At 42.1% G+C, this 16,554-nt stretch carries 10 protein-coding genes; 3 read left to right on the top strand and 7 right to left on the bottom strand.

Annotation, left to right across the window (positions count from 1 at the left end; genetic code table 11):
• The first annotated feature begins 14 nt into the window (after window positions 1–14).
• The 3 genes from PSH41_RS10155 (at window position 15) to ttcA (ending at window position 2,806) form a co-directional block, all read left to right on the top strand.
• A complete protein-coding gene (locus PSH41_RS10155; protein WP_024032585.1) occupies window positions 15–752 on the top strand; it encodes an FNR family transcription factor in 738 nt (245 codons plus the stop codon).
• Between the two features lie 106 nt (window positions 753–858).
• Window positions 859–1,785, top strand: a complete 927-nt coding sequence (gene uspE, locus PSH41_RS10150; RefSeq protein ID WP_273589909.1) for a universal stress protein UspE — start codon at window positions 859–861, stop codon at window positions 1,783–1,785.
• A 103-nt stretch (window positions 1,786–1,888) separates the two neighbouring features.
• Window positions 1,889–2,806 carry a tRNA 2-thiocytidine(32) synthetase TtcA gene (ttcA, locus tag PSH41_RS10145; protein ID WP_029774533.1) on the top strand — a complete coding sequence of 306 codons (918 nt, stop codon included), beginning with the start codon at window positions 1,889–1,891 and terminating at the stop codon, window positions 2,804–2,806.
• 59 nt (window positions 2,807–2,865) lie between these two features.
• Here the strand turns inward: ttcA and PSH41_RS10140 are convergent, their stop codons facing one another.
• The 7 genes from PSH41_RS10140 to PSH41_RS10110 form a co-directional block, all read right to left on the bottom strand.
• Entirely contained in the window at window positions 2,866–3,933 is a 1,068-nt protein-coding gene (locus PSH41_RS10140) for a hypothetical protein (RefSeq protein WP_024032582.1), read from the bottom strand.
• Between the two features lie 87 nt (window positions 3,934–4,020).
• On the bottom strand, window positions 4,021–5,082 hold the full coding sequence (locus PSH41_RS10135; RefSeq protein ID WP_273589908.1) for a hypothetical protein: 1,062 nt from the start codon (window positions 5,080–5,082) through the stop codon (window positions 4,021–4,023).
• A 310-nt stretch (window positions 5,083–5,392) separates the two neighbouring features.
• Window positions 5,393–7,354 carry an exodeoxyribonuclease V subunit alpha gene (recD, locus tag PSH41_RS10130; RefSeq protein WP_273589907.1) on the bottom strand — a complete coding sequence of 654 codons (1,962 nt, stop codon included), beginning with the start codon at window positions 7,352–7,354 and terminating at the stop codon, window positions 5,393–5,395.
• Complete coding sequence (gene recB, locus PSH41_RS10125) at window positions 7,351–10,914, bottom strand: exodeoxyribonuclease V subunit beta (RefSeq protein WP_273589906.1); 3,564 nt, start codon at window positions 10,912–10,914, stop codon at window positions 7,351–7,353. The genes recD and recB overlap by 4 nt, the downstream gene beginning before the upstream one ends.
• Complete coding sequence (gene recC / locus PSH41_RS10120) at window positions 10,901–14,203, bottom strand: exodeoxyribonuclease V subunit gamma (RefSeq protein WP_273589905.1); 3,303 nt, start codon at window positions 14,201–14,203, stop codon at window positions 10,901–10,903. The genes recB and recC overlap by 14 nt, the downstream gene beginning before the upstream one ends.
• Window positions 14,204–14,363: 160 nt before the next feature.
• Window positions 14,364–15,428 carry an alkaline phosphatase D family protein gene (locus PSH41_RS10115; RefSeq protein WP_273589904.1) on the bottom strand — a complete coding sequence of 355 codons (1,065 nt, stop codon included), beginning with the start codon at window positions 15,426–15,428 and terminating at the stop codon, window positions 14,364–14,366.
• Complete coding sequence (locus PSH41_RS10110; RefSeq protein WP_273589903.1) at window positions 15,425–16,552, bottom strand: alkaline phosphatase family protein; 1,128 nt, start codon at window positions 16,550–16,552, stop codon at window positions 15,425–15,427. Before PSH41_RS10110 ends, PSH41_RS10115 begins: the two co-directional genes overlap by 4 nt.
• Between the last annotated feature and the right edge of the window lie 2 nt (window positions 16,553–16,554).

Here is a 16,554-nt window from a genome sequence, read left to right as displayed (position 1 = left end):
AAACGGATTAAATTATGGATTTCTCTCAAAGTCGCGCTAAAAGTAATTGTGCAATTAGCTGTAACAACTGCAGCATCAGCCAATTGTGTTTGCCGTTTTCGTTAAATGGCCAAGAAATGGATAAACTTGACGAAATCATTGAACGCAAAAAGCCCCTGCACAAAGGCGACTACTTGTTTGAATCCGGTGCTGCGCTTAATGCAATTTATGCAGTACGCTCAGGCTCATTTAAATCGTACACATTGTCTGAACAAGGTGATGAGCAAATTACCGGTTTTCACTTAGCCGGCGATTTAGTCGGCTTTGATGCCATTAGCAAAATGGCTCATCAGAGCTTTTCGCAAGCACTAGAAACATCAATGGTATGCGAAATCCCGTTTGATACACTCGATGAGTTAGCAGGTAAATTACCCAAACTTCGCCAACAAATTATGCGTTTAATGAGTAGCGAAATTACCTACGATCAAGAAATGCTGCTACTTCTTAATAAAAAATCGGCAGAAGAACGCCTAGCGAGCTTTATTTATAACCTTTCGGAGCGCTTTGGCGAGCGCGGATTTTCGCGTAAAGAGTTTAGATTTACCATGACTCGTGGTGAAATAGGTAACTACTTAGGCCTAACCGTTGAGACCATCAGCCGCTTATTAAGTCGTTTTCAAAAAGCGGACTTAATAAAGGTAGAAGGTAAATTTATTACTATTTTAGATAGCGACGCACTCGCCAAAACGGCAGCAATAATTAAGCCTTGCTAAGCTAATAGGTGTTGTAACTTTGATTTAGAACAACAATTTGTGTGCTACCCCTTTAACTGCTGTGTATTTACGTTACACTGAAAGTAAGTTAAAAAGGGAGTAGCATATGAACACTATTAAACGTATTTTAGCCGTTATTGATCCCACTAAGGATGACCATCACGGTTTAGCTCGCTCGATTGATTTAGCCAAAAAGTCAGGCGCCAGTATTACCGCCTTTATGACTGTTTACGACTTTTCTTACGAAATGACCACCATGTTGTCGTTTGAAGAGCGCGAAGCAATGCGAAAAGCCGTTATAAACGATAGAGAATTATGGCTTAAGGATATGATTTCTACCTACCCAGATGTAAATATCACCACCCAGGTGGTCTGGCATAACCGCCCTTTTGAAGCCATTATTAATACCGTTATTGAACAAGAATACGATTTAGTTGTTAAAAGTACCCATCAGCATGGTGCGCTAAAATCGGTTATTTTTACCCCTACCGACTGGCACTTAGTACGTAAATGCCCCACACCTGTGTTATTTGTAAAAGAAATGGCCTGGCCTGAGCAAGGTAATATTTTAGCCGCAGTCAATGCGGTTAGTGAAAACGATGAGCATGTAGCCCTTAATAAACGCATTATTAAAGATGCACAATTTTTATGTGAACTTGCCAACGCTAAACTTAACTTAGTTAATGCCTACCCTGCTACACCCATTAATATTGCTATAGAGATACCAGAATTTAACCCTGGGCTTTATAACGAATCTGTAAAAAAACACCACATAGAATCTACCAACGAGCTTGCTAAAACCTTTAGTTTAACTAATGAGCAATGCTTTATAGAAGAAGGCCTACCGGAGGATGTGATCCCCGATGTAGCAAATCGCTTAAATAGCGAACTGGTGGTGATTGGCACCGTAGGGCGTACGGGGCTAAGTGCCGCATTGGTTGGCAACACTGCCGAGCACGTAATTGATAGCCTAGATTGCGATGTCTTGGCATTAAAACCTGATGGCTATGTAAGCCCGCTTGCCAAAAGTTAAACAAAGCCTTAACTAGCGCTTTAATACCCATAGTACTTGGGTATATAATACGCCCCTTTATTTTCAGCAAATAATTTGCCGCATTGTTTTATAAGGGGGCGTAGTGTCTCACTCAGCTCAAGCCAAAGCTCAATACAACTTAAATAAGCTACAAAAGCGTTTACGCCGTCTTACTGGCCAAGCCGTCATGGACTTTAACATGATAGAAGAAGGCGACCGTATAATGGTATGCCTATCGGGTGGTAAAGACAGTTACACCATGCTTGATATGCTTAAACATTTAAAGCGTGTGGCGCCTATTAAATTTGATTTATTTGTTGTTAATCTCGATCAAAAACAACCAGGGTTTCCTGAACACGTTTTACCTGAGTACCTTGATAAACAAGATATTGAATACAAAATTGTAGAAGAAGACACCTACAGTATTGTTACCGATATCATTCCTGAGGGTAAAACCACGTGTTCGCTTTGCTCACGCCTACGTCGTGGTATTTTGTACCGTACAGCCAAAGAAATGGGCGCAACTAAAATTGCCCTTGGCCATCACCGCGATGACATGATCGAAACACTCTTTTTAAACATGTTTTACGGCGGTAAACTTAAAAGCATGCCGGCTAAATTAATGAGCGATAACGGCGAGCATATGGTTATTCGTCCACTCGCTTATTGTAAAGAAGCCGATATAAGTAAATACGCATTTAGCCAAGGCTACCCTATTATTCCGTGTAACTTATGTGGCTCACAAGAAAACCTGCAACGTAAACACACTAAAAACATGCTAGCGCAATGGAATAAAGACCACCCTGGGCGTATTGAGAGTATTTTTACTGCAATGCAAAATGTGGTGCCTTCGCATTTAGCCGATACAGAGCTATTTGACTTTGAAAACCTAAAAACCGGCGACGTTATTGATGGCGGCGATATAGCACTCGATAAACCAGATATACCTAACGCGCCTGTAAGCGATGAAGATGAAAACCAACAGCAACAAGCTGATGTGGTTACTATTAACCTAAGCTAACGGTTTTAAAAATACAGTTAAGGGGCTACTTGCCCCTTTTTTTATACTCATTAATCCTGCTAAGCGCCTTTATCAGCTAACCCTTTTAAAAACTCTAAACTCATTCGCTCTTGCTCGTTTGCTTGATAAGGCAACTGTTGCAAACTATCGTAGGCAAAATCTGTAATTTCAAACTCAGTAATCTCACTGCTACCAAAACTATTACGCTCACCTGGGCTTGGCGACATGCGCTCTATCACAAAGTCACTTAAACGCATGTTAACCACCCCTTGTGGTAATACCGACCAATGCGCCTTTAAATCCACCGTTTGACTGCCTTGTGAAAGTTTCTTTTTAGTCACCAAATGTGCAAGTGGGGTCGTATCACTGTATAAATTAGCTCTAATTCTATATAAGCCACTTTTAAGCACTTTTAAATGAGCTGTGGCTATCATGTTTTCGTTTTGTGCATAGGCATTATCAAAATCAATAAGCGTCGCACTGGGTGGCATATACTGTATTTGCGCAACTGCAGGTACCTTTTTACCTGCAACATTTGCCTCTACGAATAGCTGTAAATTTCGCGGGTAGTCTTCACTGGCTTTAAATTTAACCGTAGCTTCACCCTGCTGAGCTGTGGTGGTTTTTGAACTGATTGAGGCTTTAGTATCGGTATTGCTTAGCGCTACATTTACCTCTGCTAGGTTTTGCGCAGCAATATTAATGGTTATTTCTTGCGGATATACAAACCGATATTTATCTAAACTAACAACGAGGGCATTACCCGCATCGTCAATGGGGCTTGTAACTGGGTAAAACTGATTAGGCTTTAAACGGTCTTCATCAAGTGCGCTTAAAGGCTGCGAATAAGGCGGGTATTTTAGTGCGCTTTGGTATTGCATTGCCACATGCTCTGCGGCACTGGCCAAGTGCTGATCATAATGTATTTTGGGAGGGCTTTTTGCCTGTTTTTGTTTTGGCACATCAATGGTTATTACCGTGTTTTTATCTGGGCTTGCTGGATCTGTCTTGTTTTTTATTGCCAGCGCAGCGGGAGGCTCAAGTGTTTTAACTTCATTTTTATTTGTAAACCACAGTAAAAACATCGCAATACTGACTACAGCGGCACCAATGTAAAACTTTTTCATGTTGCATCAATCCTTTCAAAGCGTGCAGCAAATAACTACACGCTCTAGCGTTTAATACCTAACGCGTTTATAAAATTTAGGTACTTATTAAGGGATCACGCTATAAATAAGTGCCGAGGCACTTTGTGTGTTTGAATCCTTAATATAGCGGTAGTGTTTTTTCCAAAACCAAGTACCCGTTGTTTTATCAAATGTGTTAAAGCCAATATTTTGACCATCTACATTTATATTGTTCATGGCAATTGTGACATTCCCTTTGCGCTGCGCATTATGGATCTCGTTGTGGCTGTAGCTGTCGCTCATCATCATTGGATAATGGTGCGGCATAAAGCTATTAACGGCATCGCCTTGCGATTTTAACTGGCCATTAGTATCAATACTGCTACTACAACTACCAAACGATTTAGCCGCGCTTGCTCCACACGATGAATGCGATGCCACCACCGAATCATCATTACCTTTTAAAAACCCGCCCGTTAAACCTAGGTACTCATTACCATCGGCTACAAAACGTAAACGCGGCGTACGCGCATCTGGAAACGGCGAAATTTTGCGTGCGTTATTTACTTTTAAATCGTGTAATACGCCCACCGCTTCTGTTACATCGCTGCCTAACCACCATTTGAGTGCTGCATCCACTGCAAAGTTCCATGCTGCGCCAGTTAAAGCACTTACAGCAATATCGGCAAGCTCGCTGCCGCCCCCTGCTCCCGCTAAATCAAAGGTCGCCACAATATTAAGTGGTGTAAGGCCGGCATTTTCAAGCCAATTAGCTTGGTTATCAATAATATGGCGAGCAACTAAATCGCCTGTTGAATGCGTCACTAGCACACAGCCATCAGCACATAAGTTAGAACGCGATATTTGCTTTAATTTAGGCCATACCCAATCGGTCGCAATTTTACCTTCAATGCGCTCATAGGCAGGCCAATCAATACGTTCATCAGCACGGTTATTCCAATAGGTTTGCCAATAGGTTTCACCGTCGTTTATTACATCGCTGCCCGACTTATTGGTTATTTGCGATACCTGTAAGCCGTGGATCAGTATAATTTTGTGATCTTTACTCAGTGCAGAAAAGCTCATTAAAAACGCAGCGCTGGCAAAAAGTAGATATTTAAGTGTGTGTGTTCGTTTAGAGTTGTTCATATAAATCCTTAATGTGTTCAGTGTTTTATTTTTATGCCTATGTACTTAAGGTATTCATTTACACATGTGCTGGCGCACATGCATTGACCAGTATTAGGAACAACGCTCAAAAACGCAACAATTTATTATCATTTAAATTCTGTTAAATCTATATTGACTGTATATTCAATTACTTAAATTTAAATAATTGCAATATTTAGTATTATTTACACACACCTAGTAGTCGGCAGTACTAAAGCTAAAAAACCTAACGCATAAAAATACGTTAGGTTTTTTAGTAATTAGTTCAACCTTTAAATATAAACAGGTATTAGTATTTTAAACGCTCATACAATCCTGAAGCCCTTGATACGCTTTTGCTCATGGCCAATTGCAGTACTTTTTTATCGGCCACCAGCTCAAAGGTGTTTTTAGCACGTGTTATGCCTGTGTACACCAGCTGTCTATTTACACCCATACTGGCGTGTTTAAGCGGCGGTAAAACCATAGCTGTATAACTAAACTCCGAGCCCTGCGATTTATGTATGGTCATTACATACACTTTATCGTGAGCAGGCAGGCGCGCAGGTGAAAACGCCCGCACCGTGTTTTGCTCATCAATAAATAACGCTTTTAACTGCCCGCTTTCATCGGGCATTAAAATACCAATATCCCCATTAAACAACTTAAGTTGATAATCGTTTTGGCTCACCATAATAGGCATACCACTGTAATGGCGCTGGTTTGGGCTTACCGATATTAACCCTTGTTGCACAAGTGCGCGCTCAATGCGGCTGTTTAAGCTATTTACGCCGTAATCACCCTCACGCACGGCCGCTAATAGTTGATATTGAGAAAACGCCGCGTGAACATCTGCAACACTAGCCCCTTGTGCAATTAAATTTAAATAATGAGCGTAATGCTTAGCAGCACTGTTTATTAATTTTTCTATGGGTTTTGCAACAAAGTCATAATCTAAAATAACATCGTTAAATTTCCCTTGTGTGCTTTGCTGCTCTACGTATTTTAAAATACCGTTATGGTTAGTATTAACCGCCAGCGCAAGCTGGCCAATGCCACTTTGTGCATCAAACCGGTAGCTGTGTTGTAAAAACGCAATGCAATCGGCTAGTTTAAAATCGCTATGTCCAGGCGCCGCTAATTTAGCCTCTCCTTTAAAACATAAAGCATTGAGCTCATCACATCGTGCTTGCGAGTAATTAGGCGTTTCACCCAATGCTAACCCTTGGCATAAGTCACTCATTACGCTGCCGGTATCTACCGAGGCAAGTTGGTCTTTATCGCCAAGCAATATTAAACGCGCATGCGCAGGCAGTGCTTCTATTAATTTAGCCATGAGTGATAAATCAACCATGCTGGCTTCATCAATAATAAGTACATCTAAATGCAGCGGGTTGGTGCTGTTATGCTTAAATTTATTAGTAAAGGGTTTAACCCCTAAAAGCCGGTGAATAGTTTGTGCGCTATCGGGAATTAAGGCCTTTATATCCTCAGGAATAATTTTAAGTTGCTCTTTTGCCCCTAAAATTGATTCACTTAAACGTGCTGCAGCTTTACCTGTAGGCGCCACCAGCTTAATGCTTAAAGGTGCACTTTTATAAAGCGACTGTAAAATAGCTAATAGCTTAGTCACGGTGGTGGTTTTACCTGTCCCTGGCCCGCCCGTAATAACGCTAAAGCCTTTTGTTGCGGCAATAGCACAGGCTACTTTTTGCCAATCAATCGCAAGTGCTGAGTTATCAACAAAGTAGTCATTTAATAATTGGCTGAGTAACTGGGTATTTATATTTAAATGGCGCTCACTCATCGCAAGTAAACGTGTAGCTAAGGTGTGCTCATAATCAGCTAGGCGCGCAAAATAAAGCCGTTCGTTAAATAACTGTAAGGGTTTGGCCTTGCCCACACTGTTATGGGCACTTAAACAGCTAAGCGCATCGAGGTAGTTAAAGGCTTCGTTAAAAGGCGATGTAATATTTGGTACATTGCCCTCGGTTTTAGTAAAGTCGCTTTGGCGTAAATTAAACGGGTTTTGCCAGTCGACTTCTTTTAATGTTAAACAGCTATGCTGGCTTTGCTGTCCTAAACACAGCAATAACACTATATAAAACACGTCGTTTTGCTGGTTATCGCACAGCATTAAGGCAAGCTTTACATCTACCATTCTTATGCGTTTTTCATCTAATAAGTAGTCAAGCAGCTCCACCGTATTTAACGGTTGGGCAGGTGCTGGCGGCTCATCAAACAAGCTTTGCTGCATAGGGTAGTCACTCATAACATGGCTCCTTGGCTAAATAAGCCATCTAATAGTGTGATTTGCTCTGCGCTAAGCTTATTAAAATACACCCCTTTGCCCGCCGGCATGCCGCGTAAAAACGTATAATAAACCCCGCCTAAATGGGTTTCTATTGCATAATCACTGATGCGTTGTTTGAGTAATCGGTGCAGCGCAACGCTATAAATTAAATACTGTAAATGATACTGATGGCTATTCATGGCTTGCTCTAGCAGGTCGCTTTCATAGTCAGCGGGCGTATTACCTAAGTAATTAGACTTATAATCTAAAATATAATACTTCCCTTGATAGCAAAAAATTAAATCTATAAATCCCTTTAACAGGCCTTTTACATGAGCAAACTCGAGTTTGCTTTGGGTAAAACCAAAATGCTTAACCAGTATTTCGTTTAATTTAGGCGCGCTTAAACTATCTAAAGGTAAATTAAATTCCATTTCGACTAGGCAATCTGTCGGAGCTAATTGACTTAAGCTTAACCCCTCATTGTTTAAGGGGCAGGTTAACGAATCAAGCACCCATTGCTCGGTCACGTGTTGCCAGCTTTCGCTAATATGGTATTTATCCAGTGCATGTTTAACTACCTCTGCTAAATTTTGCTCTGGATTTGTAGGGTGTACTTGCGCACTGGTAAAGTCTATTTGCTCAAATATTTCATGCAAACAGCTTCCAGGCTTCGCCCCCTTGGGGAAACTGTAAGGCGATGGTATTTCATCTTGGCTGTTAGCAAATTCATCTTTTTCATGATCTTCATCGCTGCGCCCAGGCTCAATATGATCGGTGTGCTTTTTAAAGCTCAGCGCGCTAAAGCTGGTTGCTCGCCAATCTCGCTCTATGTTGGCTGTAACCGTATTAACTCTTAACGCTTGGCTTTGCTGCACTGCGCTATTAAGTGTTAATTGGCCTTGTTCGGCCAATTGCTCAGCCGTAAATTGCTGATAGTGCATTTCGGTGTGAGCGTCGCAAAATTCATTTAAGTGGGTGCGCCACGTTTGGCTACTTGTAAGCTCAAGCCCTGCAAATAACACATGCCCTAATGCACTACTTTGTATAGCCAAACGGCTACTTTGCCCTTGCCCTATGTTATACACCCCAAGCGCACAAAAATGTACCGCGCGGGTAAGGGCAACATAAAGTAAGCGTAAGTCTTCAGCTAAGCGTTCTTGCTCGGCTTGTGCTAAGGCGTCTTCGTTTTTACTTAAATCGTAAACTAGCTGGCCGTTTTGGTGATAAAGCGCTTCTTTAGTTTCGCGATAGCCACTGGCAAAAGGCATAAATACCAGCGGATACTCGAGCCCTTTTGAGGCATGCATAGTCACAATTTTAACTAAGTTGGCGTCACTCTCTAGGCGTACTTGCACGGTTTCGCCATCTTGCTGGCTTACTTTTTGTGCAAACCAACGTAGCAAGCGCAAAGTGCCTTCTAACTCTATTTGCTTTTGCTGCAGTATTTCACCTAAGTGTCTAAAGTCGGTTAACCAGCGCTCAACGTTATAGCCAAGTCCTTGCCACTTAGCGCTCAGCTGATTATGGCTTAACAAACGCTCAAGCATCGCCATTGCGCCTTGCTTGTTCCAAATATGGCTAAGTTGAGCAAAAAAGTTTAAGTGCTCTTGCCATTTATTTTCATCATCAGCAAGGGCGTAAATTTCGTTGTAGCTTAAACAAAATAATGGCCCGGCTAATACGCCGCGCAGTAACGACTCGTTGTATTGCCCATGCAATGCCGTTAAAAAATTAAGTAAATGGTGGCTAAGCTCTTGGCTAAAAACACTGTCGCGCGATAAATACACGCTAGCAATATTGGCATTGCTCAGTGCTTTTTTCATTATTTGCGCTTCTACACGGTCGCGCACCAATATACAAATATCGGCAGCGGTCACCTTATGCTTACCAATGCACGCTCGCCCTTGCTCGGCTTGCTCAAGCAATGCCACTATTTTATTGGCAAAATAGCTGGCCAAATGCCCTTGCCCAACGCCTTTGCTGGTGGGTTTGTTTTTTTCATCTGCAGCTTCATCTACAAATACATTAAATTCAAACGCGGTGGCAGGTTTGCCATCTATTGTAAATGTTTCATCGGCTTTTTTGCCTTTTCCTGCTACTGCGTTAAACGGTATGGCATCGTTATAAATAAAGCTATTGGCATGTTTAGAAAACAAGCTGTTTACACTGCTTACTATATCGGTGCTTGATCGAAAATTGGTACCTAAAGTAAATTGCTGCTCAGGCTCTACCGACTCTTTTGCGCCAATATAGGTAAAAATATCAGCGCCCCTAAAGCCATAAATAGCCTGTTTTGGGTCGCCTATCATGGCAAGCGTCGTTTTTTCTTGGCCGTATATTTTGCTAAAAATTCCGTACTGAATCGGATCGGTATCTTGAAACTCATCAATCATGGCAACAGGAAATAGCTGCGCTATTTTTTGCGATAAAGCCTCGCCCTGCTCGGCATTTAAAGCACTGTGTAAATTAGTCAGTAAATCATCTGGGGTGATCACACTTTGCTCTTGCTTGCGTTTTACAATTGCCTGTTTAACCCACCGAGCTGCGGTTTGTACAACGGCAATTTTAAGGCCCTGATTAATTTTAGTATTAAGTGCACTGAGCTCATCAAACAAGCTAAGCAGAGGGTGGCTAAATAATGGCTGATTTTTTTTATAATTACTGGCATCACTTAAGTTTTCGCTGCTCCACACCTCAAACGAGTATTTATTGGTGCCAAATTCAAAAAATAACTCATCACCTAAACAAAATCCTTCAAGGGCCGTTAAACTGCCTTTTCGCCCAGGTGTTTTAGAGCCACTTAAACCCGAGCCCTTTATTGCAGCTATAAGCTCTTGCTCCAGCACTGCTTTTTTAAAAGCGGGTACTTTAGCAATGTACTCATCGCGAGCTTTAAATACGTCATCTAAGTTTATTTGCGGCACTATGTTCGCATTGGCTTTATTTAGCACACTACTGACTTGGCTAAATAGCGATTCAGGGGCTGCAAACACCTCTAAAATAGCATCAGTGCGTTCTTTATTAAGTGGGTATACAAAGGCGCGCCAAAAATCCTTAATTGTGTCGAGCAGTATGTCGCGCTCATCTAAAATAAATTCAAGGTTAAAGGCAACGCCTGATTCAAACGCATGCTGCTTTAACATGCGTTGGCAAAAACCATGAATGGTAAATATAGCGGCTTCGTCCATAGATTTAGCGGCGGCATCGAGTAAATCAAAGGCGCGGTGTTTATCATCTACTGCGGCTATTACACCTTCTATTAATTCATCATTTGGGTTTTGGCCAAGTAATGCATCGCGCGCAGCAATAATACGGCTGCGTACGCGGTCTTTAATTTCTTGCGTAGCGGCATCGGTAAAGGTAACCACAAGTATTTGCTCAACGCTTAACGGGGTGTTTATCTCCCCTGGTATTTGCAAGCCTAATAAATAACGTAAATAAAGCCCGGTAATGGTGTAGGTTTTACCTGTACCCGCACTGGCTTCTATTAAACTTTGCCCTTTTAACGGCATTGTTAGCGGATTAAGCGCTTGCATGGTCACTCTCCTTTGCATGTGCATGTAATGGGGAGAGTAATTTTTCGCTCCACTTAATAAATTCTTCTTGGCAGTCATTGAGCGATTGCACCGTTAAACGAATATACGGGTTTTCGCCCTCGCCGCGCCCTATGTATTGTGGGTTAAACTTGCTAATGGCTTTACCAATATCGCCACCACTTTTAACGTACTCATAGCCACTTACCGGATAAAATGCCACAGGCTCTTTGCGCAAGGCTTGGTATAACGAAAACCAATCACCGAGCAAGGCATCGGCCTCATTTTTACTCAGTGGTGCAAAGCTAATTTGCTTATCAAGCCCTAGTAATAGGGTTTCAACATTTTGCTCCATACTTTGTGCTACAAGGTGATATATAAAGCCTTTAATTAAATCTTTGGCCTTTATACTGGCACTTCGGTAAAACACTTGTTTTTGAAGGTAAATATGATTAAGCCAGCCCTCAATAGTGGTGCTTTCTATGCGCAAAGACACCTCAAGCGGGTCGGTTTTGCCGCTTTTAATATGCTCTTTTACTTGCCCAGCTAGTGCATCTACTCGGTGCGCCATACTCTCATACACTAAATTGCCCACATTGGCTTGTGGCAGCTCCCCCCGTTGCAATATTTGCTCTGTACTTAAAGGTTGCTCATTAATGTTGGCTTGCAGTATTTCGTCTAAATAAAAGTAGCGGCGCAGCGCATCTAGGCTAAAAGGCTCTTCATCTTTTGCTACTTCGTTAAATTCAGGTAGGCGTAAACCTAATGTTTGCTGGTAAAAGCTCTCTTGTGCGTTGCACACACTGCGAATAAATACATCAAGCTCTAATTGCGCGGGCGCGGTTACATCAATGGCTGTTAGCGGCTGCGCGTCTATACGCTCGCTTGGCAGCCAAATAGGATTAAAACTGTGATTACTCAGCTTAGCCTCAGCTTCACTGTCTGCTGTGTAATACGCACGATTAAAAGGCTGTAAGTGCTGTTGATTAATTAAACACTCAGGCAGCGTTTTTTCGCTGTCATTTGCTAACGTAAAGCTGCGGCCTATGTACTCTAAAAGCTCGCTTACTAAGGTCGAGGGCATACGCGGTTGATTGTCAAAACACGAGCGGCCAATGTAACTTATGTATAAATTTTCGCGGGCACTCAGGAGGGCTTCTAAAAATAAGTAACGGTCATCTAATTTACGTGAACGGTCACCTTTTTGTTTTTTAGAATACGGCACTAAGTCAAACCCTATTGGCTGCACCGTACGTGGGTAATCGGCATCGTTTAAGCCAAGCATACACACCACTTTAAACGGCACGGCGCGCATAGGCATTAGTGTACAAAAGTTAACTTGCCCCACTAAAAAGCGCTGCCCTACGCCTTTTTCTTGAATACCTTGTTTTATCAGGTAGCTTACAATTCGTTGCGATACATGTTTATCGTAATCGCCATTATCGTGGTGCTTTTTAAGCTCCTCTAAAACATTTTGCAGTACCAGTAAATCCCAGCTGTCTTCGCCTTCATTGTAATAAATAGCATTTATTAGCTCAGATAAAATATCCGCTTTATTGCTAAGGGTATCATCAGGGGTTAGCTCATCTTTAAAGCGCTGCAGTACATCAATAAAATGCACCAATTTATTAAGGGTATCTAGCGCCATGCCCTCTACTTCATCGGCACTATAAATGCCGTTAAACGGGCATTGCTCATCGCGCTGGGCTATGCCTAGCAGTAAACGGTTTAAACCATGCTGCCAGGTATTTAAATCTATTGCGGGTAAATCAAAGCTACTTTTGTGCTCAGCATTTATACCCCATTTAACCCCTACACGCTCAAGCCAATATTGAATTTGTTCGTACTCGTGCGCCTCTAGCGCAAATTTTTCGGCAATTTGTGTTACTTGCAATAAATCAAGAATATCCGAGACACCAAAACGCGAAAACGGCAAATTGGCTAAGCTGGCAAACGAGCTAAGCACCGGTTTTTCTTGCTCTATGGCTAAATCGGCCAATGCATAAGGAATAAAGCGACTGGTGTTTTGCGCGCCGCCAAATACCGCTTCAATATACGGGCTGTACGTACCTACATCAGGCATCATTACAATAATGTCTTTAGGAGTGAGCGACGGGTTTTGATTAAACAAAGTAAGTAAATAGTCGTGCAGGCGCTCAACCTCTCTAAGCGGTGTGTGGCAATCGCTTAAAGTAATGCTGGTGTCGGTGTCGCTAATGGGCAATTTGCCCTCATCATTTATAAACCATTGTTTATTATCGGTAAGCGACTCACCTTTAAATGCCAGTTGGTAAATCTCGCTTTGAATTTGACCCAGTAAACTATCGTCAAACGCATCTATAAAGCCATCAATCCAACGCGCATCAAGTTGTACAAGTTGCTCAAAGTAGTCGCGCCCTAGTTTTCCCCATGACGATAAAAGCGGGTTACCTATAAAGTAGTACTCTTCATCAGGGTTAGTTTGTTTTTTTTGCTGCGCTTCTAAAAGCGGCATTTTGGCGTATTTGGCATTTATTTTGGCTGCTGTTTTTTCATCAACCACATCGCCCCAATAATGCTCGCTAGGATTAAAAAAGAATAAAAACACCTCTGTTTTTTTGCTCAGCGCTTCAAACACCTCAAGCTGCGAGCTCGCAATCGCCGATATACCAAATAAACTAATGCGCTTAGGTAGTAAGCTATTATCCATATTCTCAAGGGCGGCGAGTAACTGCCCTTGCATATTGGCACGATGAAATTGGCTTTGCCCAAGCGCTTTACTGTGCGCCACCAGCTTTCGCCATAAATCGCTTTGCCACGGGGCAATGCTTACATCAACATCGTCAAGTTCGTCTTTGCCGCTATCCCAAGTGGCAATCCAATGCGGGCGGTACATTAAATATTGGTCGTACACATCGGCAATTTTTTCACACAGGGCAAAGGTTTTTTGCCCGTCTAGGTCGCCCTCTAAATAGGTTTTTAACGGCAAATAAAGCGGTTCATCAATACAGTTGGGCAGTATTGCAAATAATTTCCAAGCAAGGTTAGGCTTATTAAATGCCGACTCTTTAGGTACATTGGGCAGTAACTGCTGATATAACTGCCATATAAAGCTCGATGGCAGCGGAAAATCAACCTGTGCGGCTAACCCTAGGTTTTCGCTTAAACCAATTTTAAGCCACTGCGACATACCCGGCGACTGCACTAATACCACTTCTTTATCGAATGGGCTTTGCAACGGGTTTACTTTTAATAGCTGATTAAACTGAGCCTGCAGCGCTTCCATACGGTTTGATTGAATAATATTGAGCATACAACTGGAGTCCTTACTTGAAGTAAAACCAGTTTAAGATATTTTCATTTATAGGGGTAGCGCAATCAGCAAATTGGCACTAATAAATCAGCGGGTTAGCAGGGAGTTTAAACGCACAGCGTTAATTTTAATCACTGTGCGTTTTATTTGTCAGGTCATTTTATTTATAAGGGCTAATGCTTGATAAGCTAAATGCGCTTTGCATAATCACTTTACCATCTATCCCTTTAAGCTTAAGTGAGATGGCTGGATCTGCTTGTTGCCAATCTATGCTTAAATCGCCGTAATTCACATTGTGGGTGTAATCACCTACACGGTGTTTATTGGGGCTTACGTCTTTCCACTTTTCAGTGAGGCCTGAGCTGGTCATTTCTATTAAAGGGTAATCGAGGTTTTGTTGATACTTTGATATTTCGCCCCAGTGCGTATCGCCACTGATGATAATAACCCCATTCACTTGATGCTTTTTAATTAACGCAAATAAACGGTTACGATCCTCTGGGAAATTAGCCCACGACTCCCACCCTGTAAAATCGGGTAATAACTGCAAGCTTGAGGCAATTAGCTTTATAGCCGCAGGCTTTTTTAGCTCTTGCTCAAGCCATTGCCACTGCGCCTCACCTAGCATAGACGCGCCTTTCACCTCTGTTGGACTATACGGGCCTTGGTTATTAAGCTTACGCTTAGTGTAATATTCAAGCTCGCTTACGTGGTTAAGCGCATCACGGTTCCAGCGTAAATCGGGCATTATTACGTGTACGGTTTGCTCATCCTCACCATACATATACGACGTGTAAATGCCATCCGTGCGGGTGCGTCTGGGTGAGCTTTTAGGCTCGCCCCAAAAATCGAGCATAATTTGGCGAGATTGCTCTTTATGTGGGTAGTCTTTACCAATATCGTTCTGACCAAAGTCGTGATCGTCCCACATCGCAATGATTGGCGTATTCGCTTTTAGTGTTTTAAAGCCTGGTTTTGCACCTAATTTTTGGTATTTATTGGCAAGTACCGTAATATCGTTGGTGTCGCCGTAAATATTGTCACCTAAAAATATAAATAAATCGCCCTGCTCTTTATTAATGGTGTCAAATATTGGGATGTCTTTATCTTGATGCCCACACGAGCCAAATAAAATTTTTGAAGGGGCTGCTGCCATAGCGTTTGCGCTAAACGCTAACCCTAATGCTAATACGGCGTGTGTAATAGGTTTTACTAACTGCTTCATTTTAAAATCTCACTTATTGGCGGTGCCATGTTTGAATTTAGGTGTTTAGGGTTTATACCCAATGCGCTTAAAACAGTGGCTGCAACCTGTGCTTGTTTAAGCTCATTTTGTGTTTTAATTAAGCCGTGCCCTTTTATTGCAGGGCCAATGGCAGCAAGCCAAATATGCTCAGAGCCGACAATGCCCTCAGGAAATTTATTACCTGCTAAATGCTGCTCAGCCAACGCACGTTTAGAGCTATGATGTTGCCAGTCACTTGCACTGCCCCCGCGGCCGTGGTCGGTGGTAACAATAAGCGTTGTATTGTTTTTATAGCCCGGTGTAGTTTGAATTGTGTTCCATAAGTCTTTTAAAAACGCATCGCTTTGCCTTGCAGATTTTAAATACTGGTCGTAATGGCCATCGTGCGCAAAGTCATCGGTTTCACCTAAGCTAGTAACTAACAAGCGCGGCGTTTTTGCCAGCATATACGCTTTAGCAAATCGGTAAGTAAAACTGTCTAAGCGTACGTTTTCCCATGGGCTTGGAATTTCATTTTGCAATGCGTTTAAAAGCTTAGCATCAGCAAATAAATCGTTTTCTATGGGCATAAAACCCGCATTCACATACACGTTACTACGCTGTGTATTCACAATGTAAGGAAATACATCCCAACTCCCAAACAAAGCGGTTTTACCTTTAAAGTCTGCACGCTCATCTAGGCGCTCTAAAATGGTTTTATTCGCGTTTAATACTTTATTGTTACTATTAATTTTTTCATCTACTTCACCGGTGAGAATTTCGTTATACCCAGGGTATGAAAAATACCAAGGGTTGCTCACCGACATATTAGAGCCTTTTGCTCTATCACCTACAATTACGCCCTTTTTAGCCACATGCTGAGTTAAAAATGGCATGAGTAATTGCTGGCGCTCATTGGCGGTAGGCGCCCCAAATTGCTTATTTAATTGCGTTGGGTTTTTAACAAAATCGGCATTATTAATGAGGTTTTTATCTGCGCCGCTAAACACCTCTTGCCAGCGCACACCATCAAGGGTCACTAGCACTACATTTTGCGCTGCGCTTGCGGTATTGCTGATTAATACAATGATGCTAAATACCGTGGCTTTTATAATTGAGTTCATAA

This window comes from Pseudoalteromonas sp. CST2 (assembly GCF_028599385.1).
GTDB classification, from domain to species: domain Bacteria; phylum Pseudomonadota; class Gammaproteobacteria; order Enterobacterales; family Alteromonadaceae; genus Pseudoalteromonas; species Pseudoalteromonas atlantica.
The sequence above is the reverse complement of the archived record's forward strand: the minus strand, read 5'-3'. Positions and strand labels throughout refer to the sequence as shown.

Bases quoted from the DNA above. Each gene is read 5' to 3' on its own strand.
- PSH41_RS10155 (WP_024032585.1), top strand. From the start codon at position 15: ATGGATTTCTCTCAAAGTCGCGCTAAAAGTAATTGTGCAATTAGCTGT.
- uspE (WP_273589909.1), top strand. From the start codon at position 859: ATGAACACTATTAAACGTATTTTAGCCGTTATTGATCCCACTAAGGAT.
- PSH41_RS10140 (WP_024032582.1), bottom strand. From the start codon at position 3,933: ATGAAAAAGTTTTACATTGGTGCCGCTGTAGTCAGTATTGCGATGTTT.
- PSH41_RS10135 (WP_273589908.1), bottom strand. From the start codon at position 5,082: ATGAACAACTCTAAACGAACACACACACTTAAATATCTACTTTTTGCC.
- recD (WP_273589907.1), bottom strand. From the start codon at position 7,354: ATGAGTGACTACCCTATGCAGCAAAGCTTGTTTGATGAGCCGCCAGCA.
- recB (WP_273589906.1), bottom strand. From the start codon at position 10,914: ATGCAAGCGCTTAATCCGCTAACAATGCCGTTAAAAGGGCAAAGTTTA.
- recC (WP_273589905.1), bottom strand. From the start codon at position 14,203: ATGCTCAATATTATTCAATCAAACCGTATGGAAGCGCTGCAGGCTCAG.
- PSH41_RS10115 (WP_273589904.1), bottom strand. From the start codon at position 15,428: ATGAAGCAGTTAGTAAAACCTATTACACACGCCGTATTAGCATTAGGG.
- PSH41_RS10110 (WP_273589903.1), bottom strand. From the start codon at position 16,552: ATGAACTCAATTATAAAAGCCACGGTATTTAGCATCATTGTATTAATC.